This is a genomic window from Hydrogenibacillus schlegelii, assembly GCF_001653195.1.
Classification (GTDB): Bacteria; Bacillota; Bacilli; order Thermicanales; family DSM-22653; genus Hydrogenibacillus; species Hydrogenibacillus schlegelii.
Genome location: NZ_JXBB01000012.1, coordinates 137,476 through 157,740, shown reverse-complemented (window position 1 = coordinate 157,740; position 20,265 = coordinate 137,476). Strand labels below are relative to the sequence as shown.

Below are 20,265 nucleotides of genomic sequence, written 5' to 3'. Positions count from 1 at the left end.
GCGCGACGCGGCGCGGAGCCGGCGGCGCCTGGCCCCCGCGGCGCGCTCCGACCCCCGACGGCACGCCCTTAGGCGATCTCCGGCGGCCGGTCGCCGGTCGCCGGCGCGGCCTCCGGGGCGGAGGCCCCTTCCGGCGAACGTTCGCCCTCCAGGCGCCGGCGGATCGCTTCGATCTCCCGGTTCATCGCCGCGATCCGGTCGTTCAGCAAAACGAGCTGTTCCAGCGTCGCAAACGCCGCAAGCTGCTGCATGAATTCTCGATCGTTTACCGGCGAGAGCGGATCCTGGTACTTGAGCTGGGCGATGAAGAGCTTCAAAAAGTCGAGCTCCCGAAGCGCCCGGAGACCGGCCGCCTCCCCGGGGCCGGCGGCGCTTTCGTCGGCCGTCCGGGATTCCGCCGGCCGAGCGTCCTGAGCGGCCGCGAACATCCGCGCCTCCCCGGCGACGGCCCCGACGTCGTTCATGTCCGTCCCTCCTCGATCGAGCGCAAAAACTCCCGCCCGTCCCCTTCCCGCCGCCGCCGGCGACGGTCGTCCTCCGGCGGCCGCTCCCGGCCGCCCTCGCCGTCCGGCCGCACCCGAACCGCGTCGGACCCCTCCGCCCGGACGGCGACGTCGATCCGGTCGACGGCCCAACCGGCGGCGATGAGGCGCGCCCGAAGCGCGTCCAGGTGCCGCTCGGCCCACGCCCGGGCGCCCTCGCCGGCGACGGCAAAGACGACCGCGAGCCGATCCCCGTCGGCCTTCAGGACGACGTCCATCGCGCCGAGGCCGTCCGGATGAAGCTGCAGGCGAAGGTGCGCGGCGCGGCCGTCGGCCCGAAGGAGCTCCGCCCGCGCGACGAGCGCCTGAAGCTCCGGCGGAAGGGGCGCCGCCGGCGCCGGTCGCCAGAGATCGCCCCGGTGGACGAGCTGCAGAAGCGGAAGCGAACCGCCGAGCGCCCCCCGATCTCCGGCGCCCGGCTCGCGGTGGCCGGCCGGCGAGCCGCCGTCCGCCGAAGGCGCGGCCTGAGGCGAGACGATCCTGGCCGGAGGCCAATCCGGCCCGTCCGACGATGCCCGAGCGGCCGCCTCCCGGGAAGCGGCAGAAATGAGCCGCGCCACCGCCGCCTCGAGCCGGGCGAGATCGGGAATCCGGGCGAGGACCGGTCCCCGACCGTCCGCCTGCCCCGATTCGGTTCCCGTCCCCCCGGCCGAGGCGCCGGCCGGCGACCGGGCGGGCGGCCAGGCGTTCGCCGGGCCGCTCCGATCGCCCGGAACATCTCCGCCTTCGACCGCGAAAGAGGCGAAAGCGGCGGCCCATGCGGGGGCCTTGGCCGGTGAAGGGGCCACCTGAGCCGCGGCGGATTCGGTCGTCGACCCGGCGGCCGCCCGTTCCGGCGCCCTCGCGCTTTCGGGCGGACCCGAGGCCGGCCGGCCGCCCCCTTCGGCCGCCGATCCGCCGGCGCCGTCGGCATCGCCCGCTCCGGCCGCCGACGCGGGGAGCCGAGCGGCGATGAAACGCCCGCTCCACCCGGCCCAAGCGCCGTTCGCTCCGGCGGAAAAACCGTCCGCTCCCGCGTCGAATGCGGCGAAGCCGCTCGAGACGTCTGCCCCGACGGCGGGGACGGCAAGGTCGGGCGGAAGGGCGTCCCAGGCCGCGCCGGCGGCCTCGCCGAAGGCCCCGGCCGAAGCAAAAGCACCGGAGCCTTCCGGGGCCTCTTTCGGCGCCGAAGGAACGCCGCCGGATCCGGCAGCCGCCGGTTCTCCGAAAACGTTCCCCAAAACGCCGGCGGCCGGAACCCCTCCGCCGCCTTCGGCGCCGCCGGATTCGCCCGCGGCTTCGCTCGCGGCTTCGCCCATCGCCACAAGCGCCCAGACCGCCGCCCACGCCGCCGCGGCGTCCGGCATCCGGCGGCGGCCGCCGGATTCGGACGCCGGCGACGGGACCGCCGCCGCCGGACCGATCGTGTCGGCCATCGTTTCCCTCCTTTCCCTTGCCGGTGGGGGGGACGCCCACCGCCTAGCGGCCGGCGTCCGGCGTCAGCCGGTCGACGAGCCCCCGCCCGACCGCCGGCGGAAGCGCCGCGAGGATCGGCCCCCGGCTCGGCGCATCCAGGGCGGCGAAAGCGGTGGCGGCGACCCCCGGGCGCTTGCCGTACAGGTCGGCGAGGAGCTTGGCCGCGGCATCGGGCGGCATCGCCTTCAACGTGAGGGCGAGCGCTCCGGCCCGATCCGGCGACCCGTCCAGAAGGCGGGCGACGAGGTCCGCCGCCTTCTCCGGCGCCAGCTTCCCGAGGACCGCGCTTCGGGCGTCGCTCCCCAGGCCGAGCCAGATCGCCGAGGCGAGCCCCGGATCGAGGAGGCCGAGGATCTCCGCCGCCTTCGACGGCGGAAGTCCTTCCAGAGCCCGGATCGCGGCCTCCTCCCTTTGTTTTTGCTCCGCCTGCTGGCCCTGGGCCGCCGCGAGGGCCGCCTCGAGGGCGGCCTTTTCCGACGCCAGGGCGGCCTTTTCCTGTTCCAGCTGCGCCAGGGCCCGGGCCTGCTCTTCGATCTTGGCCGCCTGAGCGCGCACTTCTTCCTCCAGCGCCTGAAGGCGCGCCGCCGCCGTCTCGGTCGGGGCCGCACCGCCCTCGGCCGGCGCCGGCCGGAGGAGGGCGGCGCCCTTGGCCCAGAGGGAGCGGCCGTAGGACAGGACGTCGACGCCGAACGCCGCCAGCGTCACCGCCGTCACGACGACGGCGAAAAAGCCGGGGATGAGCCCGACGTAGATCACCCAGTCGAGCCGCGACGGGCGTTTCGCCTCATCCATCGTCGTCCCCTCCTTGCCGCCGCCGCCAGCCCTGGACGGCCACCTCGTCGAAAAACGCCTGCTCCCGCCGGACCGCCTCGGCCTGCGCCCGCGCCCGGACTCGGTCGCTCAGGCGCTCGTACGCCCGCACTTCCCGGCGTTTTTCCAGCACCTCCGACCGGCGGGCCGCCACCCCCTCCATCGCCGCCCGGTGGGCCGCTTCCTCGGACCGCAGGGCCTCCCGAAGCCGCCAGACGTCGGCGGCGGCGACGAGGAGGGCGTAGGCCGGCACCCCGGCCTCGGCCCGGCCGAGGACCTGCGCGGCGGCGGCGGCCGCCTCCGCCTGCCGGGCCAAAAGCCTCGCCTCGGCTTCCCGGGCGGCGGCCTCGGCCTCCCGGAGGCGGAGTTCCCGAAGCGCCTTTTCCTGCTCGGCCAGTCGCTTAAGCCGCTCCAGCCAGCGCACGGCCTTCCCCCCGTTTTCGTCGGCAAACCGGTTCGGTCTCCGGTCGGCCGACCGGATCGGGCGGCGAACCGGTCGGAGCCGCGAACCGGTTCGGTCGACCGACCGGATCAATCGGCAAACACCGCCTGAAGCGCCGAGAGCGTCTCCTCCGGTGCGGCCCGCTCGTCGACGTCCTGCCGCAAAAAGGCGTCCATCGCCTCCTTGCGTTTCAGGCTTTCGTCGAGCCGGGCGTTCTGTCCCCGCCGGTAGGCGCCGATGGCGATGAGGTCTTCCGACTGGCGGTAGACGGCGGCGAGCTCTCGAAAACGCGTCGCGAGATGGAGCTGCTCCGGCGGGACGATCGCCCGCATGACCCGGCTTGTGCTCTCGAGGACGTCGATCGCCGGGAAGTGCCCCCGCTGGGCGAGGGCGCGGCTTAAGACGATGTGCCCGTCGAGGAGGCCCCGGACGGCGTCGGCGATCGGATCGGTGAGGTCGTCCCCGTCGACGAGGACGGTGTAAAACGCCGTGATCGACCCCCGCTCGCTCGTCCCCGCCCGCTCCAACAGCTTCGGCAAAAGCCCGAACACCGACGGCGGATAGCCTTTCGTCGTCGGCGGCTCGCCGGAGGCGAGGCCCACCTCCCGGGCGGCGTGGGCAAAGCGGGTGAGGGAGTCCATCATGAGGAGGACGTCGAGCCCCCGGTCGCGAAAATATTCGGCGATCGCCGTCGCCACGTAGGCGCCTTTCATCCGGAGAAGCGCCGGCTGGTCGCTCGGCACGGCGACGACGACCGACCGGCGCCGGCCCGCTTCGCCGAGGTCCCGCTCGAGAAACTCCCGCACCTCCCGGCTCCGCTCGCCGATGAGGGCGATGACGTTCACGTCGGCCGCCGTCCCCCGGGCGATCATCCCGAGGAGCGTGCTTTTGCCGACGCCGCTTCCGGCAAAGATTCCCATCCGCTGTCCCCGGCCGACGGTCAGAAGCCCGTCGATCGCCCGGATGCCGACCGGAAGCGGCGCCCGGATCGGCGGTCGGGCGAGGGGGGGCGGCGGCGGCCGGAACACCGGCCGCCGCTCGCCCCGGATGGGCGCCCCCCCGTCCTGCGGCCGGCCGAGGCCGTCGAGGACGCGGCCGACGAGCGTTTCGCCGACGACGACCGACAGGGGGCCGCCGGCCGGGCGCACGCGGGCTCCGGGCCCCACCGCGCCGAGATCGCCGAGGGGCATGAGGAGGACCGCGCCGCGGCGAAAGCCGACGACTTCCGCCAGCACCTCCGCCCCGCCGCCCTCGGGGACGATCCGGACCGCATCGCCGACGGCGACCGCCGGCCCCCGGGAGACGATGAGAAGCCCGACGACTTCCTGGACTTCGCCCTGAAGCTCGAGGGGCTGAAACGCCTCCAGCCGGGCCCCGAGGGCGGCGAGCCTCTCCCGAAGGCCGTCCTTCATCGTCCGCCCTCCGCCCCGAGCGGCGCCGGCAGCGGGTCGCCCCCGGGAGGCGGCGAGCCCTCCCCCGGGTTCCCCCCGGTCGGGGCGGCCGCCTCGAGCAGGGCGGCGGCCAGGCGCTCGATCTGCCCCTCCACCGAAGCGTCGACGATCCCGCCTTCCGTCGCCACCCGGACGCCGGAGACGAGGTCGGTCGCCGGCAGGAGGCGCAGGGCGACCCCTTCCGGCAGGGCGGCGGCGAGTTCCGATCGCCGGCCGACGAGGGCGGCGTACCGCTCCGCGGGGGCGTAGACCGTCACCGTCTCGAGAAGGGGGGCGGAAAGGAGGATCTCCCGGGCATAGGCGACCCACGCCCCGTCGTCCGAAAGGGCCCGGCGGGCGATCTTTTCCGCCGCCTGGAGGGCGAGGCGGACGAGCGCCGGCAGCGCCTCGTCGAGGGCGGCCCGGAATTCCGCCTCAAGGGCCGAGCGGGCGGCGGCGACGGCCGCAAGCCGCTCGGCGTAGGCGGCCTCCGCCGCCCGGCGGCCGGCGGCCTCGCCGGCGGCATAGCCGGCCCGGTACCCTTCCGCTTCGGCCGCCGCCCTCGCCTCGGCCGTAAGCCGCTCGGCCTCCTTCCGGGCGGCGGCGAGGATCGTCTCCGCGTCGGCCCGGGCCGCTTCCAGGATCGCCGCCGCCTCGGCCTGGGCGGCGGCGAGGATCGCCGCCCGTTCCGCTTCCGGATCGGCGTCGGCGCGGGCCGGGGCGTCCGGGAGGTCGGCATGGGGCGGGGGGCCGCCGGACGGCCCCGACCCGGCGGCGGGGCGCTTCGGCGCCGGCGGGGGAACGACGAGGACGAGCGGACGGCCGGCGAGCGGCGCCCCCTTGATGACGCTAGACAATGATCTCGTCCCCCCTCCGGCTGATGATGATCTCGCCGGCCTCCTCGAGGCGCCGGATCACGGCGACGATCCGCTGCTGGGCGTCCTCGACGTCCCGGAGGCGGACCGGCCCCATGTACTCCATCTCCTCCCGGAAATTTTCCGCCATTCGCTGCGACATGTTCCGGAAGATGTGCGCCTTGACGTCCTCGCTGGCCGCTTTGAGGGCGAGCAGGAGGTCTTCGTTCGCCACCTCCCGGATGACCCGCTGGACCGACCGGTCGTCGAGGAGGATGATGTCTTCGAAAACGAACATCCGCTTCTTGATCTCTTCCGCCAGCTCCGGATCCCGCTCCGCCAGCGCTTCGAGGATCGTCCGCTCGGTGCTCCGGTCGACGCCGTTTAAGATGGCGACGACCTGCTCGATGCCGCCGGCCTGCCGGACGTCGGAAAACGCCGTCGAAGCGAGCTTCTGCTCGAGGATCGCCTCGATCTCGTCGATCACCTCCGGCGCCGCGCCGCTCATCGTCGCGATCCGCGTCGCCACCTCGGTCTGAAGCTCCGGCGGGAGCGCCGAGAGGATCGGCGCCGCCTGCTTCGGGTCGAGGTACGAAAGGACGAGGGCGATCGTCTGGGGATGTTCGTTTTGCAAGAAATTTAAGACCTGCATTGGATCGGCTTTTTTCATGAAATCAAACGGCCGGACGGTGAGGGCCGCCGTCAGGCGACTCAAAACCTCATGGGCCTTCTGCGGCCCGAGGGCTTTTTCCAGCAGTTCTTTGGCGTACTGGATGCCGCCCTGGGCGATCGCCTGCTGGGCGACAAACAGCTGGTGAAACTCCCGGATGACGGCGGCCTTTTCTTCCATTTCGACGCTGGTGAGGCTGGCGATCTCGAGCGTCAGCCGCTCGATCTCGTCGTCCCGGAGGTGCTTAAACACGGGCGCCGAAGCCTCGGGCCCGAGGGCGATGAGGAGAATCGCCGCTTTTTTGATCCCCGGCATCTCTTTTCCGCCCCGCGACACCGCCTTTCACCCCCACCGCTTCCCGGCGCCGGCCCGGGTGCGCCGGCCGGGCGCCTCAGCCGTCTTCTTTGAGCCAGGTCCGAAGCACGGCGACGAAGTCCTTCGGCTTTTCCCGGGCGAGGCGTTCGAGCTGCTTTTGAATTCGCGCCTCGTCGGTCTCCTCGAGCTGAAGCGGCGGCACCGCTTCCGCTTCCGGCGGAAGGACGGCGGAAAAGCCCGGCGCATCGGCTTCCGCCGGCGCCTTCCGCCGCCGGATGAGGAGGAAGACCAAAAGGGCGATCAGCGCGAGGAGAACGCCGGCGGCGACGAGCCCCCGCCAGTCTTGCCACCACGGCGCGGCCGGCGGCCCTCCCGCCTCGGCGCCGGTGGAAAATTTTTCGACGACGACCTGCACGCGCCCGGCGGGATCGCCGGCGTTCGCTCCCGCGTCGGCCAGGGCCGAGCGGACGACGTTGGCGGCGATGTCCCGGACCCGGCCGGTGAGGTCGGCGACCCTCGGGTCGTTCGGATCCAGGCCGAGGGCGCCGGCGTCGAGGGCGATGTTCACCGCCAGATCCTTGAGGGCGTACGGCTGTTCCTTGACGGTGCGGGTGATGCGGTTGAGCTCGTAGTTGACCCGGTCTTCCGTCCGCTCGTACTGCCCGCGCCCCGTCCCGGTCGCCTGATACCCGGGGACGTCCGTCGTGCCGACGCCGGCGATCCCGCCCGGCGGCTGCCCCTCCCCCTGCCACGTCTCGGAGAGCTTCTCCATGCTGAGGACGAGCCCCTGGCGGTTGGCCTCATCCGGCGCCGTGACGAGGTGCTCTTCGCTCTGGCGGGCCGTAAAGTCGACGGTGGCAAACGCCTGAACGACAAACTTGCCGGGGCCGAAGATCGGCGTCAGGAGGCGGGCGAGGCCCCCTTCGACGTCCCGCTCGATCGCCCGCTTGACCTCCTGCATGCGGGCGTAATCCGGGGCGTCCGCCGCCTCCCCCGCCGGCGGCGGTTCGAGGAGCGTGCCGTACTGGTCGGTGATGGCGATGTTGTCGCGCTTTAAGTTCGGCACGCTTTTTTCCACCAGCGTGTACAGGGCGGCCACCGCCGGCGGTTCGAGCCGGACGCCGGGGGCGAGGTGGAGGATGACCGCGGCGCTCGCTTCGCCGGGGGCCTGGGCGACCCAGATCGACGGCTCCGGCAGCGTGAGCATGACCTGCGCCCGCTCGACGCCCCGGATGCCCGTCTCGATCATCCGGGCCAGCTCGTTTTCCAGCGCCTTCCGCTCCAGCGTGGAAAACTGCCGGTCCGTCAGCCCCATGCCGGTGTTTTTCGCCAGCGCGTCGTATGTAATCGTGCCGGTCCGGGGCAGCCCCTCGGCGGCGAGCTTCACCCGCACTTCGGCGGCCCGCCGCCGGTCCACGTCGAGGCTCCGGCCGTCGGGAGCGATCCGGTAGGGGATGCCTTCGGCATCCAGCCGGGCGGCGATCTCGCCGATCTCCCGTTCCGTGAGGTTGGTGTAGACCCGCTCGTAATCGACGTGCCGGGCATACAGAACCGCCACCAGCCCGGCGGCGACCACGGCGGCCAAGGCGAGCCCGCCGAAGAGCCGGGCCCGCGGCGAAAGCCCCTTGATCCGCTCGATCGCCGCGCTTGTATACGCCTTCAGCCTCTCCAGCACCCTCTACACCTCAACGCATCGCGCGCGGCCGCCGGCTTTAAAGCGGCATGCGCATGAGCTCCTGATACGCTTCGATCGCCTTGTTCCGGACGGCGACCGCCGTCTCGACGATGAGCTCCGCCCGGGCGAGATCGAGCATCACCCGGTGCGGCGGCACCGGAAGGCCGAGGGCAAACGCCCCGGCGCTCGCCTCCGCCTGGCGCTCCGCCGCCTCCCACGCCCTCAAGGCGTCCCGAAGCGCCGTCCGAAAATCGGCGCCGGCAGCCTCCGGCCGGTTCCCGACCGGCGCGGCGCCGGCCGCTCCGACCGGCGCGAAGGCGGTGAGAGGGGCGATCCCGGAAAACGGTCCGGCCATCGTCTCCCTCCTTTCGAGAAGCGATGGTGGAAGCCCGATCCTCGAAGGTCGGATCGATCCAACGCTTCGCCGGCCCGACGAACCGCCGGAGCGAAGCGGCCGATCAGCGGCGCCCGAGTTCGAGCGTCTTCTGCCAGAGCGCCTTGCCGACGGTAAACGCCGTCGCGTTCGCTTCGTAGGCCCGGGCGGCGGCGAGGAGGTCGACCATCTCCCGGGTGAGCTCGACGTTGGGGTAGGCGACAAAGCCCTCGGCGTCGGCGTCCGGATGGCCGGGGTCGTAGACGCGCTTGGGCGGCGACGGATCCCGCTCGATCGCCCGGACTCGGACGCCGCCCGCGAGCATCCCGGTGCCGACGGGCGACGGGCGGGCCGGGGACGCGAGCGCCGCCTGAAGCTCGGCGGCAAAATTCGCCGGGCGGAGGGGAATCGGTTCGAGGGCGACCGTCCGCCGGACGTACGGCAGCCAGCGGCCGCCTTCGAACGTCGCCCGGGTCGTGTCGGCGTTGGCGATGTTTTCCGCGATCACGTCGAGCCGGAGCCGGCCGGCGGTGAGCCCCGAGGCGCTGATCGAAAGCGGTGAGGCCCAGACCATCGTCAGCGACCCTCCCGCAGGACGACGGTGAGCCGCCGGAGCGTCGCGCCGGCGATCTCCACGAGCGTCTCGCCCCGGAGGGCGTTGTCCGCCAGGGAGACGAGCTCGTAGTCGAGGTCGACGTTGTTGCCGTTTATGCTCCCGCGGGTCCCCCGGTCTTCGACGAGGCGGTATGCCGGCGCCGCGGAACCGCCGATCGGAAGGTGCCGGGGGGCGTCCGTCCGGCCGCGGAAGGCGGAGGCCGCCTCCTGAAGGACGACGTCGAAGCGCCGGTAGCCGGGGGTGTCGGCGTTGGCGATGTTGTTCGCCAGGGCCTGCTGGCGGAGGTAGACGCCGTCGAGCGACAGGCCGAGGAGGCCGAACATCCGGTCGAGCATGGGCACCGTCCTTTCTTCCCGTGCCGAAGGGACCTGAGATCGCGCCGGTCAAACGGAGGAGACGCCGAGCGAAACGCGGCGGAGGCGCTCCGATCGGCCGGGGCCAAGCGGCTCGGTCAAGAGCGGATGCGCTGGGCCGAACCCCTTCGGACGCCGGCCGTCCGGCGTAGGCCGCCCGGCGGATGGCGCCGGTCGAAGGGACGGGACGAATCCCGGCGGAGGGCCGGATCGGGCCCTCCCCGGTTCGATCTCGATCCCGTCCGTTCGACGATTTCAACCATCGTATTCGACACCCGGCGACGAATTCCTTTCGGCGAATGCGCCCCCGGCCGGTTTTTTAGAACTGCCGGGTTTTTGATCCCTTTTTCATCCTAGCCGACGGGGAACCGGAAAAACAATGCTCCGGAAGTCCTATCTTCCTTTTTTTCACTTTCCCCGATCGACACAGGAAAAAAATTAGGAGAAACGTCGGAAACGGGTCGAAGGCGGTCGTCGGCCGGGGCCGGCAGAGCAAAAAACGCCCGACCGGCCGATCGGCCGGTCGGGCGAAGGGGCCGGGGGCGACCCGGCTCAGGCCCGGACGCGCTCGAGCTCCGGCAGGAGCTTGTCGTTCAGAATCTTGATGTAGGTGCCCTTCATGCCGAGGGAGCGGGATTCGATGACGCCCGCCGACTCGAGCTTCCGGAGGGCGTTCACGATGACGCTCCGGGTGATGCCGACCCGGTCGGCGATCTTGCTCGCCACGAGGAGGCCTTCCGTCCCGTCGAGCTCCTTGAAGATGTGCTCGACCGCCTCGAGCTCGCTGTACGAGAGCGAGCTGATCGCCATCTGGACGACGGCCTTGTTCCGGGCTTCCTGCTCGATGAGCTCGGCCCGCTCCCGGAGAATCTCCATGCCGACGACCGTCGCTCCGTATTCGGCGAGGACGAGGTCGTACTCGCTGAAGGGCTCCTTCAGCCGGGCGAGGAGCAGCGTCCCCAGCCGGTCGCCGCCGCCGATGATCGGCACGATCGTCGTCAGGCCGTCTTTGAGCTGCTCCCGCATCTCGACCGGGAAGGCGGTGAGGTCGGATTCGATCGGGATGTTCGTCATCGTCTCCTGGACCTTCAGCAGTTCGTTGTTGTACCACTCGGGGAAGCGCCGCTCGGCGAGCATCTGCTGCATCCGTTCGTTGTCGATTTCGGTGTGGATGGCGTACCCGAGGACCTTCCCCTTCCGGCTGAGGACGTAGACGTTGGCGCCGATGGCGTCCCGGAGCACTTCCGCCATCTCGGTGAAGTTGACGCTCTGGCCGGCCGATTTTTGCAGCAGCCGGTTGATCTTCCGCGTCTTGTGCAAAAGATCGGTGCTCATCGGACGTTCCTCCTTTTCCGGTTGATCGAGGATTGGCGCATCCGGCGTGAGATCCCGGCCGCCGGCGTCGGCCGGGCCGGCGGCAGGCCGGGCGGCTCACAGGATGTATCGGCTGAGATCCCGGTCCTCGGCAATCGGCCCGACTTCCGCCCGGACGACCTCCGGCGTGATGACGACCGTCTCGCCGGAGCGCTCCGGCGCCTCGAACGACAGCCGTTCGAGGAGCTTCTCCAGGATCGTGTGCAGCCGCCGGGCGCCGATGTTTTCAGTATGGGCATTGACGGCGGCGGCCAATCGCGCAATTTCGCGAATTGCTTCTGGTGTGAACTGCACCCGCACCCCTTCCGTTTCGATGAGGGCGGTGTACTGCTTGATGAGCGCGTTTTCCGGTTCGGTGAGAATGCGGACGAAGTCGTCCTCGGTGAGGGCCGAAAGCTCGACCCGGACCGGAAAGCGCCCCTGGAGTTCCGGGATGAGGTCCGACGGCTTGGCGACGTGAAAGGCGCCGGCGGCGATGAAGAGGATGTGGTCGGTCTTCACCGGGCCGTACTTCGTCATCACCGTCGAACCCTCGACGAGGGGGAGGATGTCCCGCTGGACGCCTTCCCGGGAAACGTCGGGGCCGGCGGCGGTCTCCCGGCCGGCGATCTTGTCGATCTCGTCGATGAAGATGATCCCTTCCTGCTCGGCCCGCCGGATCGCCTCCTCCCGCACCTCGTCCATATCGATGAGCTTCTGGGCTTCTTCCTGGATGAGAATCGGCCGCGCCTCCCGGACCGGCAGGCGCCGGCGCTTCGTCCGGCGGGGAAGGAAACTGCCGAAGAGGTCCTTCACGTTGAGGCCGAACTCCGAGGCGCCGGCGCCGGCGAGGAGCTCAAAGGGCGTCGGCGCGCTGTCCTCCACCTCGATCTCGACGAGGGTGTCCTCGAGCTGGCCGGCGCGAAGCTGCGCCCGGACGTGTTCCCGGGCGGCGTCGTCGCCGGCGGGACGGGGCTCACCGCTTTGGCCGCCGGCGCCGCCGAACGGGCCGAAAAACATCTCCAGCGGGTTTTCCGGCCTCCGGTCGGTCCGCCGGCCCGACGGGAGAAGGAGGTCGACGAGGCGCTCTTCCGCCCGGCGGCGGGCTTCCGCCTCGACGAGGGCCATCTTTTCCTGCTTGACGAGGTGGATCGCCGCCTCGACGAGGTCCCGCACCATGGCGTCGACGTCCCGGCCGACGTAGCCGACCTCGGTGAACTTCGTCGCCTCCACCTTGACGAACGGCGCGCCGACGAGGCGGGCGAGGCGGCGGGCGATTTCGGTTTTGCCGACGCCGGTCGGCCCGATCATCAGGATGTTTTTCGGCATCACCTCGTCCCGAAGCGGCTCCGGAAGCCGGCTCCGCCGGTAACGGTTCCGGAGCGCCACCGCCACCGCCCGCTTCGCCGCTTCCTGGCCGACGATGTATTTGTCGAGTTCGGCGACGATCTCCCGCGGGGTGAGGGTCTTCCCGTTCACTCAGGCGCCTCCTTCCGCCGGCAGCTCTTCGACGACGAGGCGGTCGTTCGTGTAGACGCAGATTTCGGCGGCGATCTTGAGGGCCGCCTCGGCGATCTCCCGGGCGGAAAGGGCCGGCGCATGCCGGAGGAGGGCCCGGCCGGCGGCGAGGGCGTACGGTCCGCCGGAACCGATGGCGGCGATGCCGTCGTCCGGCTCGATCACCTCGCCGTTTCCGGAGAGGATCAGGAGGTGGTCCCGGTCCATGACGAGGAGCATCGCCTCGAGCCGCCGGAGCAGGCGGTCCGTCCGCCATTCCTTGGCCAGCTCGACGCTCGCCCGGGGGAGGTTCCCGTGATACGTTTCGAGCTTGGCCTCAAATTTCTCAAACAGGCTGAAGGCGTCGGCGACGCTTCCGGCGAAGCCGGCAACGACGTCGCCGCGATAGAGGCGGCGAACCTTCTTGGCCGTCTGCTTCATGATCGTCGCATTGCCGAACGTCACCTGGCCGTCGCCGGCCATCGCCGACCGGCCCCGATGCCGGACGGCGACGATCGTCGTCCCGTGAAGCTCATAGCCTTCCACGCGCGCATGGCCTCCTTGCACCGCCGGGGTCAGCGTCCCCCGGGGTCGGGTTCCCGCTCGGGCTCCGGCGGGCGGGTCGCCCGCGGATGGGACGCCCGGTACGCCTCCCGCAGGCGCTTGGGCGCAAGATGCGTGTAGATCTGGGTCGTGGAAAGATTCACATGCCCCAACAGCTCCTGCACGACGCGGATGTCGGCGCCGCCGTCCAGAAGGTGCGTGGCAAACGTGTGCCGGAGCACGTGCGGCGTCGCCCGGGCGGCGATGCCGGCCTCCCGGCGGAGACGCTCCAGGCGCCGCCGAACGGCCCGATCCGAAAGGGGCGTCCCCCGCACGCCGACGAAGACGTGTTCCACCGGCGCCGGCGCCCGTCTGAGGAGAGCGGGACGGCCCTGCTCGAGGTACCGGGCGAGGGCGGCCGCCGCCGGACGGCCGAAGGGGACGATGCGGCCTTTTCCACCCTTGCCTTTGACCGTCACCAGCCGCCGGCCGAGGTCGAGGTCGCCGAGGACCAGGCCGACGAGCTCGCTCACCCGAAGGCCGCTCGCGTACAAGAGTTCCAGCATGGCCCGATCCCGAAGGCCGATCGGCGACTCCCCCGGCGCCGCGAGGAGCTTCGGCACCTCTTCGGGCATGAGCGCCTTCGGAAGCCGCCGGCCCCGGCGGAGGAGCCGGACGGCGGCAAACGGGTCGGCCGGAAGACGCCCTTCCCGGACGAGGTGGCGGAAAAAGGCCCGCGCCCCCGACACCCGCCGGGCGACGGTCCGCCGGCTCAGCCCCGCTTTGAGGAGCGCCGCGACGTACTGCCGGGCGAGGGCCGGCGTGACGTCTTCCGGCCGCCGGACGCCCTCCGCGGCGAGGAACGCCATCAAGCTTCGGACGTCGGCGGCGTACGCCTCGATCGTCCGCCGGGAGGCGCCTCGCTCGGCGGAAAGATACCGCAAAAAAGAAAGAAGCGCCGCTTCCATCGCCTTCCCCTCCGGCGCTTCCATCTTAACACGCCCCTCCGGCAAATGCAAGGAAATTGTGCCGGGTTCGGGTATAATTCAGAATTACGGTGCGCCCGGGTCCGCAATTCAGCGGACGTACTCCCGGTCACGCGTCTTCTTTTTGCGGACGTCCGGCCCGGAACCGTCCGAAGCGACGGCCTCCGGCGCGGTGTCGTCCGGCGCGGGCCCGCGCCCCCCGGAAGCCTCCGGCGCCGGGGCGCCCGCCCCGACGGCTTTCGGCGCAGGGGCAGGGACCGCCGGCCCTTCGGAAACCTGGGGACCGGGAACGAAGAAGGGCGTCGGCTCCACCGGCGGGAGCGCTTCTCCGTCGAGCCGGACGCCACAGGCGGTGCACACGGCCGTCTCCCGGTCCCGCCGGCCCTTCAGCACGAGGAGGCCGCCGCATTCCGGGCACGGCGCCGGGTGCGGCCGGTCCCACGTCGTAAAATCGCACTCCGGGAAGCGGCTGCAGCCGTAAAACACCCGGCCCCGCTTCGACCGTCGCTCGACGAGCTCCCCCTGTCCGCACTTCGGGCAGCGGGCACCGCTCGAGACGACGTACGGCTTGGTGTTCGTGCATTCCGGATAACCGGAGCAGGCAAGAAACTTGCCGTAGCGGCCGGTCTTGACGACCATCGGCCGGCCGCAGACATCGCAGTCGACGCCGGCGTACTCCGGCTCCAGGGTGACCGGCGCCATCTCCGCCTCCGCCGCCTCGAGCCGGCGCTGGAACTGGGCGTAAAACGTCTCGAGGAGCGTCCGGGAATCGAGGGCCCCCGCCTCGATTCGGTCGAGATCGGCCTCCATCTTGGCCGTAAAGGAGACGTCGATGATCTCCGGGAAAAACCGCTCGAGAAGCTCCGTCACGAGCCGGCCGAGCTCCGTCGGATGAAAGCGCCGGTCCCGGAGGACGACGTAGCCCCGCTTCTGGATCGTCTCGATCGTCGGCGCGTACGTCGACGGCCGGCCGATGCCGAGCTCTTCCATCGTCTTGACGAGCTGGGCTTCGCTGTAGCGGGGCGGCGGCTGGGTGAAATGCTGCCGCGGCTCCGTCCGGAGGTGGCGGAGCGTCTCACCCCGCTCGACGGGGACGATCCGCCGGAGCTCGCCGACGTCTTCCTCCCCGACGTCTTCGGACTTGCCGCCGCCTTTTGCTTCCCGGGCTTCCGCCGGACGGTCTTCCGTCGCCTCCTCGTAGACTCGGAGGAAACCGTCGAATTGGATCACCGATCCGGCGGCCCGGAAGCGGGCATCGCCGGCGCCGATCGTCACCGTCGTCGTATCGTAGACGGCCGGCGGCATCTGGCTGGCGACAAACCGCTCCCAGATGAGGCGGTAGAGACGGTACTGATCCCGCGAAAGGTACGGCTTGACCGCCTCCGGCGTCCGGCGGACGGACGTCGGCCGGATCGCCTCGTGGGCATCCTGGGCCCCGGCGCGGGCCTTCCGCACCGGCGGCGCCGCCGGCACGTAAGCGTCGCCGAAGACCTCGGCGAGGTACGCCCGGGCCTCCGCCTGGGCGAGTTCCGACACCCGAACGGAGTCGGTCCGCATGTAGGTGATGAGGCCGACGTGGCCTTCCGGGCCGAGGGGGACGCCTTCGTAGAGCTCCTGGGCGACCCGCATCGTCCGGGTGGCGCGAAAGCCGAGCTTTCGGGACGCCTCCTGCTGAAGGGTGCTCGTCGTAAACGGCGCCGGCGGCTTCCGCCGCCGTTCCCGGCGGGCGACGTCGAGGACGACAAACGGCCGGCCTTCGAGGTGCCGAAGGAGCGCCGCGACGTCCGCCGACGACCGAAGCGGCGTCTTTTCCTCGCCGTAACCGTAAAACTGCGCCACCAGTTCTCCGGCGGCGGCTTCGAGGTGAACGTCGACGGTCCAGTATTCTTCCGGGACAAACGCCTCGATTTCGTTTTCTCGGTCAATGATGAGCTTGACCGCCACCGACTGGACGCGGCCGGCGGAGAGGCCCTTTTTGACCTTTTTCCAGAGGAGCGGGCTGATCTGGTAGCCGACGAGCCGGTCGAGGATGCGCCGCGCCTGCTGAGCGTCGACGAGGGCCCGATCGATCTTCCGGGGATGTTGGAACGATTCTTTGACCGCCCGCTCGGTGATCTCGTGGAAGACGACCCGGATCGGTGCGTCGAGATCGAGCTTTAAGTACTGCGCCAGGTGCCAGGCGATCGCCTCCCCCTCCCGGTCGGGGTCGGAAGCGAGGTAGACGCGGGATGCCTTTTTTGCCGCGTCCTTGAGCGCCTTGAGCACCTCTCCCTTGCCGCGGATGGTGATGTATTTGGGAACGAATCCGGCCTCGATGTCGACGCCGAGCTCGCTTTTCGGCAGATCCCGGACGTGGCCCATCGAGGCGAGGACGCGGTATTTTCGACCGAGGTATTTGGCGATCGTCTTCGCTTTGGCCGGCGACTCGACGATGACGATGGACTCGGACACGGCGGATCTCCCTTCTGCCCCTCATCCGGGACGCCGGCCGGCCCGGGGCAGGACCGGCCCTCTACCGGCGGCGCTCCGGCCGGCGGTGCGGCGGCATCGGCTGTAAAGTTTAGCCTTATTATGGTCGCGGCATGCGCCGTTTGTCAATCGGAAGGGTGTAGCGGCCGCCGGGCAGGCGCCGGACCCAGCCCCGGAGCTCGAGGCGGGTGAGCGCCGCGAGGACATCCGCCGCCGGCGCCCCGGCGGCGGACACGAGGGCATCCATCGGAAGGGCCGGCGCCGCCGCCAGCGCCGTAAGGAGGCGCTGCTCAAGGGCCGGCGCCTCGCGCCCTTCCTCCGGCGGCGCATGGCGCTCCGCCGACGGCGCCTCCGTCGGCGGCGAACGATCGTCCTTCCGCAAAACCGGATCCTCCGCCGACGTCGCCGGGCGCCCCTGAGAAGCGAGCTGCGGATCCGCCGCAGGCGGTGCGCCATCCCTCCCCGACGCGCCGGGGCCTGCCGCCGGATCTTCCATCGCCGGAGCCGGAAGCCGCGGGTCCCCGGCCGGCGGCCCCTCGCGATCCTCCTTCGCCTCCCCGAGCCAGAGCACCGGATCGGCGACGACGGGCCGGTATTCCGCCAGGATGTCGTCGACGCCCAGGACGAGCTTCGCCCCTTCCTGGATGAGGCGGTTCGGTCCGTCGCTTTTCGGCGAAAAGATCGGCCCCGGCACGGCGAACACGTCCCGGCCCTGCTCGAGGGCCCAGGCGGCGGTGATGAGGGCGCCGCTTCGCCCGTGCCCTTCCACGACGACGACGCCCCGGGCGAGGCCGCTCAGCAGGCGGTTTCGCTCGGGAAAGGACGCCCGGTGGGGCCGCGCGTCCGGGGGATACTCGGAGAGGACGAGCCCCCGCTCGGCAATGGCGCGAAAGAGGGCCGCGTTCGACGGCGGATACGGGTAAAACAGCCCGCCGCCGAGGACGGCGATCGTCCCCCCGGGGCCTTCCAGGGCCGCGGCGTGGGCGGCGGCGTCGATCCCGGCGGCAAGGCCGCTTACGACACACCAGCCGGCGGCCGAAAGCCCTTCGGCGAGCGCCCGGGCGGCCCGGATGCCGTACGGGCTCGGCGTCCGCGTACCGACGACGGCGATCGCCGGGCGGCGAAGGAGCGAAAGATGGCCCCGGGCGTAGAGGACCGCCGGCGGATCGGGAATCTCCCGAAGCACCGGCGGAAAGGCATCCGCTTCCGGCGTGAGGACGACGATCCCGGCCGTCTTCAGCTTCCGGGCGGCGGCGGCGATCGCCTCCGGCCTAAGCTCGGCCCGAAGCCGCTCCGCCAGTTCCCGGCCGACCCACGGCGCCGGGTCGATGTTCCCGTCCAGAAAAGCGTCCCACCGACCCCGAAGCCCTTCGACGAGCGCCCGGAGTCGCCGGCGCCCGAGCCCCGGCAGGCGCCCGGCCAGCCAGAGCGCGGCTCCGACCCGGAGCGAAACCCCATGCCGCTCGACCACGTCGCTCCCTCCCTCGGCTTGAGAAACGTCCCCGATCCGTCGTTCGTCCTCCCAACCCGTCGTTCCGTCGGACCGATCCTGAAGTCACCGGCGGCCCGCTTGCGGGTCGGAGGCCGAGCGGATCGGGGGCTTTCCGACCCCTGCCGTATCCTTCGCCGTCCGATCGGCCGATTCCTTTTTTTCTGCCGAAAACGAAAAAGCCGCCTCCGACCCGCCGGCGGCGGCGCCTCCGTCCGGGGCGCCGCCCGCCGCGAGGATCGGAAAGCGGTGTTTTTCGGATTCCCCCTTCCCAAGCCGGGGCCCGGTTCAGCCGGTGACCTTGTCGAGGAGGCCCCGGACCTTCAGCGTCTCGACGAGCGTCTCGCCGATCGCCGCCGGCGTCGGCGCCACCCGGACGCCCGCCGCCTCGAGCGCCGCGACCTTTTCTTTGGCCGTCCCCTGACCGCCGGCGATGATCGCCCCGGCGTGGCCCATCCGGCGGCCCGGCGGCGCCGTCTGCCCGGCGATGAACGCGACGACCGGCTTCGTCATGTTCGCCTCGATCCACCGGGCGGCCTCCTCTTCCGCCGTCCCGCCGATTTCTCCGATGAGAATGACCGCCTCCGTGTCCGGATCTTCCTCGAACAGCTTCAACACATCGATAAACTCCGTCCCCTTGACCGGATCGCCCCCGATGCCGACGGCCGTCGACTGGCCGATCCCCCGGGTGGTCAGCTGGTGCACCGCCTCGTAGGTGAGCGTCCCGGAGCGGGAGACGATGCCGACCTTCCCCGGCTTGTGGATGTAGCCGGGCATGATGCCGAGCTTCGCCGCGCCGGGGGTGATGACGCCGGGGCAGTTCGGCCCGATGAGGCGCGTCGGGCGGCCTTCGAGGGCGCGTTTGACCTTGACCATGTCGAGCACCGGAATGCCTTCGGTGATGGCGACGATGAGCCGGATGCCGGCGTCGGCCGCCTCGAGGATGGCGTCGGCGGCGTACGCCGGCGGGACGAAGATGACCGACGCGTCGGCCCCCGTCGCCCGGACCGCCTCCGCCACCGTGTCGAACACCGGCACGCCGTGCACTTCCGTGCCGCCTTTGCCCGGCGTGACGCCGCCGACGACCTTCGTGCCGTACTCGATCATCTGCCCGGCGTGGAAGCGGCCGGCGTCGCCCGTGATGCCCTGGACGATGACCCGCGTGGTGTGATCGACGAGGATGCTCACCCCTCAGGCCCCCTTCCCGACGATCTCGACGATCTTCTGCGCGCCGTCCGCCATCGTGTCGGCCGAGATGATCGGGAGCCCCGAGCGATCGAGAATCGCCTTTCCGAGCTCGACGTTCGTCCCTTCCAGCCGGACGACGAGCGGCCGGTCGAGACCGACTTCCCGGGCGGCGGCGACGATCCCTTCGGCGATGATGTCGCACTTCATGATCCCGCCGAAGATGTTGACGAAAATCCCTTTGACGTTCGGGTCGGCGAGGATGATCTTAAAGGCCGCCGTCACCTTCTCCTTCGACGCGCCGCCGCCGACGTCGAGGAAGTTCGCCGGCCGGCCGCCGTAGAACTGGATGATGTCCATCGTCGCCATCGCCAGGCCGGCGCCGTTCACCATGCAGCCGATGTTGCCGTCCAGGGCGATGTAGCTCAGGCCGTACTTCGACGCCTCGACCTCTTTCGGGTCTTCCTCGTCCAGATCCCGAAGGGCGGCGACCTCCGGACGGCGGAAGAGGGCGTTGTCGTCGAAGTTGAACTTCGCATCGAGGGCGACGAGCTCCCCGCCGCGCGTGAGGACGAGCGGGTTGATCTCCGCCAACGAGGCGTCCTTCTCGACGAAGACCCGGTAGAGGTTCAGGAAAAACGGCACGGCCTTCCCGACCGCCTCCCGGGGCAGGCCGATGGCGTAGGCGAGCTTCCGCGCCTGATACGGCATCAGGCCGACCGCCGGATCGACCGTCTCCTTGACGATCTTCTCCGGCGCCCGGGCGGCGACCGCTTCGATCTCGACGCCGCCTTCCGAAGAGGCCATCACGACGACCCGGCCCGTCGCCCGGTCGACGACGGCACCTATGTAAAACTCCCGCTCGATCGCCGTCCCTTCTTCGACGAGCACCTTGCGGACGACCTTCCCCTCCGGCCCCGTCTGGTGCGTGACCAGCGTCCGGCCGAGGAGCGCCTCGGCGTGGGCGCGGACCTCGTCGAGGCTCCGGGCGAGCTTGACCCCGCCGGCCTTGCCGCGGCCGCCGGCGTGGATCTGGGCTTTCACCACCCAGAGGTCGCCCCCGAGACGGCGGGCGATCTCCACCGCCTCCTCGGCGCTCGTCGCCACCTCTCCGCGGGGCACCGGAACGCCGGATTCCCGGAGGAGCGCCTTCGCCTGATATTCGTGGACGTTCATTCCGCATCCCCCTTCATCCGCGCCGACAAAAA

19 protein-coding genes are annotated in these 20,265 nt (G+C 71.0%); all 19 read right to left on the bottom strand.

Annotated elements, in window-relative coordinates:
- Positions 1-68: 68 nt before the first annotated feature.
- Positions 69-464 (bottom strand): flagellar hook capping FlgD N-terminal domain-containing protein, encoded by a 396-nt coding sequence (locus SA87_RS05020; RefSeq protein WP_066200040.1) that lies wholly within the window; start codon positions 462-464, stop codon positions 69-71.
- A complete protein-coding gene (locus SA87_RS05015) occupies positions 461-1,957 on the bottom strand; it encodes a flagellar hook-length control protein FliK (RefSeq protein ID WP_066200037.1) in 1,497 nt (498 codons plus the stop codon). The genes SA87_RS05020 and SA87_RS05015 overlap by 4 nt, the downstream gene beginning before the upstream one ends.
- Positions 1,958-2,000: 43 nt before the next feature.
- Positions 2,001-2,789, bottom strand: a complete 789-nt coding sequence (locus SA87_RS05010; protein ID WP_066200034.1) for a MotE family protein — start codon at positions 2,787-2,789, stop codon at positions 2,001-2,003.
- Positions 2,782-3,231: a flagellar FliJ family protein gene (locus SA87_RS05005; RefSeq protein ID WP_169816913.1), complete on the bottom strand. Its 450-nt coding sequence runs from the start codon at positions 3,229-3,231 to the stop codon at positions 2,782-2,784. The genes SA87_RS05010 and SA87_RS05005 overlap by 8 nt, the downstream gene beginning before the upstream one ends.
- A gap of 107 nt (positions 3,232-3,338) precedes the next feature.
- A complete protein-coding gene (locus tag SA87_RS05000) occupies positions 3,339-4,661 on the bottom strand; it encodes a FliI/YscN family ATPase (RefSeq protein WP_066200028.1) in 1,323 nt (440 codons plus the stop codon).
- A complete protein-coding gene (locus tag SA87_RS04995) occupies positions 4,658-5,536 on the bottom strand; it encodes a flagellar assembly protein FliH (protein WP_066200026.1) in 879 nt (292 codons plus the stop codon). The genes SA87_RS05000 and SA87_RS04995 overlap by 4 nt, the downstream gene beginning before the upstream one ends.
- Complete coding sequence (fliG, locus tag SA87_RS04990) at positions 5,529-6,518, bottom strand: flagellar motor switch protein FliG (protein ID WP_066200023.1); 990 nt, start codon at positions 6,516-6,518, stop codon at positions 5,529-5,531. The genes SA87_RS04995 and fliG overlap by 8 nt, the downstream gene beginning before the upstream one ends.
- A gap of 76 nt (positions 6,519-6,594) precedes the next feature.
- Positions 6,595-8,193: a flagellar basal-body MS-ring/collar protein FliF gene (fliF, locus tag SA87_RS04985; RefSeq protein ID WP_066200019.1), complete on the bottom strand. Its 1,599-nt coding sequence runs from the start codon at positions 8,191-8,193 to the stop codon at positions 6,595-6,597.
- A 37-nt stretch (positions 8,194-8,230) separates the two neighbouring features.
- Positions 8,231-8,548, bottom strand: coding sequence for a flagellar hook-basal body complex protein FliE (gene fliE, locus SA87_RS04980; RefSeq protein ID WP_066200016.1), 318 nt, complete (start codon positions 8,546-8,548; stop codon positions 8,231-8,233).
- Positions 8,549-8,651: 103 nt separating this feature from the next.
- On the bottom strand, positions 8,652-9,140 hold the full coding sequence (flgC, locus tag SA87_RS04975) for a flagellar basal body rod protein FlgC (protein ID WP_066200013.1): 489 nt from the start codon (positions 9,138-9,140) through the stop codon (positions 8,652-8,654).
- 2 nt (positions 9,141-9,142) lie between these two features.
- Positions 9,143-9,517 (bottom strand): flagellar basal body rod protein FlgB, encoded by a 375-nt coding sequence (gene flgB / locus SA87_RS04970; RefSeq protein ID WP_066200010.1) that lies wholly within the window; start codon positions 9,515-9,517, stop codon positions 9,143-9,145.
- A 570-nt stretch (positions 9,518-10,087) separates the two neighbouring features.
- Complete coding sequence (gene codY / locus SA87_RS04965) at positions 10,088-10,870, bottom strand: GTP-sensing pleiotropic transcriptional regulator CodY (protein ID WP_066200007.1); 783 nt, start codon at positions 10,868-10,870, stop codon at positions 10,088-10,090.
- 96 nt (positions 10,871-10,966) lie between these two features.
- A complete protein-coding gene (gene hslU / locus SA87_RS04960) occupies positions 10,967-12,367 on the bottom strand; it encodes an ATP-dependent protease ATPase subunit HslU (RefSeq protein WP_066200004.1) in 1,401 nt (466 codons plus the stop codon).
- Positions 12,368-12,931, bottom strand: a complete 564-nt coding sequence (gene hslV / locus SA87_RS04955) for an ATP-dependent protease subunit HslV (RefSeq protein WP_066441242.1) — start codon at positions 12,929-12,931, stop codon at positions 12,368-12,370. It abuts the gene before it with no gap.
- A gap of 29 nt (positions 12,932-12,960) precedes the next feature.
- On the bottom strand, positions 12,961-13,920 hold the full coding sequence (locus SA87_RS04950) for a tyrosine recombinase XerC (protein ID WP_156423471.1): 960 nt from the start codon (positions 13,918-13,920) through the stop codon (positions 12,961-12,963).
- 84 nt (positions 13,921-14,004) lie between these two features.
- Positions 14,005-16,365, bottom strand: a complete 2,361-nt coding sequence (gene topA, locus SA87_RS04945; protein ID WP_066200002.1) for a type I DNA topoisomerase — start codon at positions 16,363-16,365, stop codon at positions 14,005-14,007.
- A 118-nt stretch (positions 16,366-16,483) separates the two neighbouring features.
- Positions 16,484-17,854: a DNA-processing protein DprA gene (gene dprA, locus SA87_RS13475; protein ID WP_066200000.1), complete on the bottom strand. Its 1,371-nt coding sequence runs from the start codon at positions 17,852-17,854 to the stop codon at positions 16,484-16,486.
- Between the two features lie 306 nt (positions 17,855-18,160).
- Positions 18,161-19,060 (bottom strand): succinate--CoA ligase subunit alpha, encoded by a 900-nt coding sequence (gene sucD / locus SA87_RS04935; protein WP_066199996.1) that lies wholly within the window; start codon positions 19,058-19,060, stop codon positions 18,161-18,163.
- A gap of 3 nt (positions 19,061-19,063) precedes the next feature.
- Positions 19,064-20,233 carry an ADP-forming succinate--CoA ligase subunit beta gene (gene sucC / locus SA87_RS04930; protein WP_066199994.1) on the bottom strand — a complete coding sequence of 390 codons (1,170 nt, stop codon included), beginning with the start codon at positions 20,231-20,233 and terminating at the stop codon, positions 19,064-19,066.
- Positions 20,234-20,265: the final 32 nt, after the last annotated feature.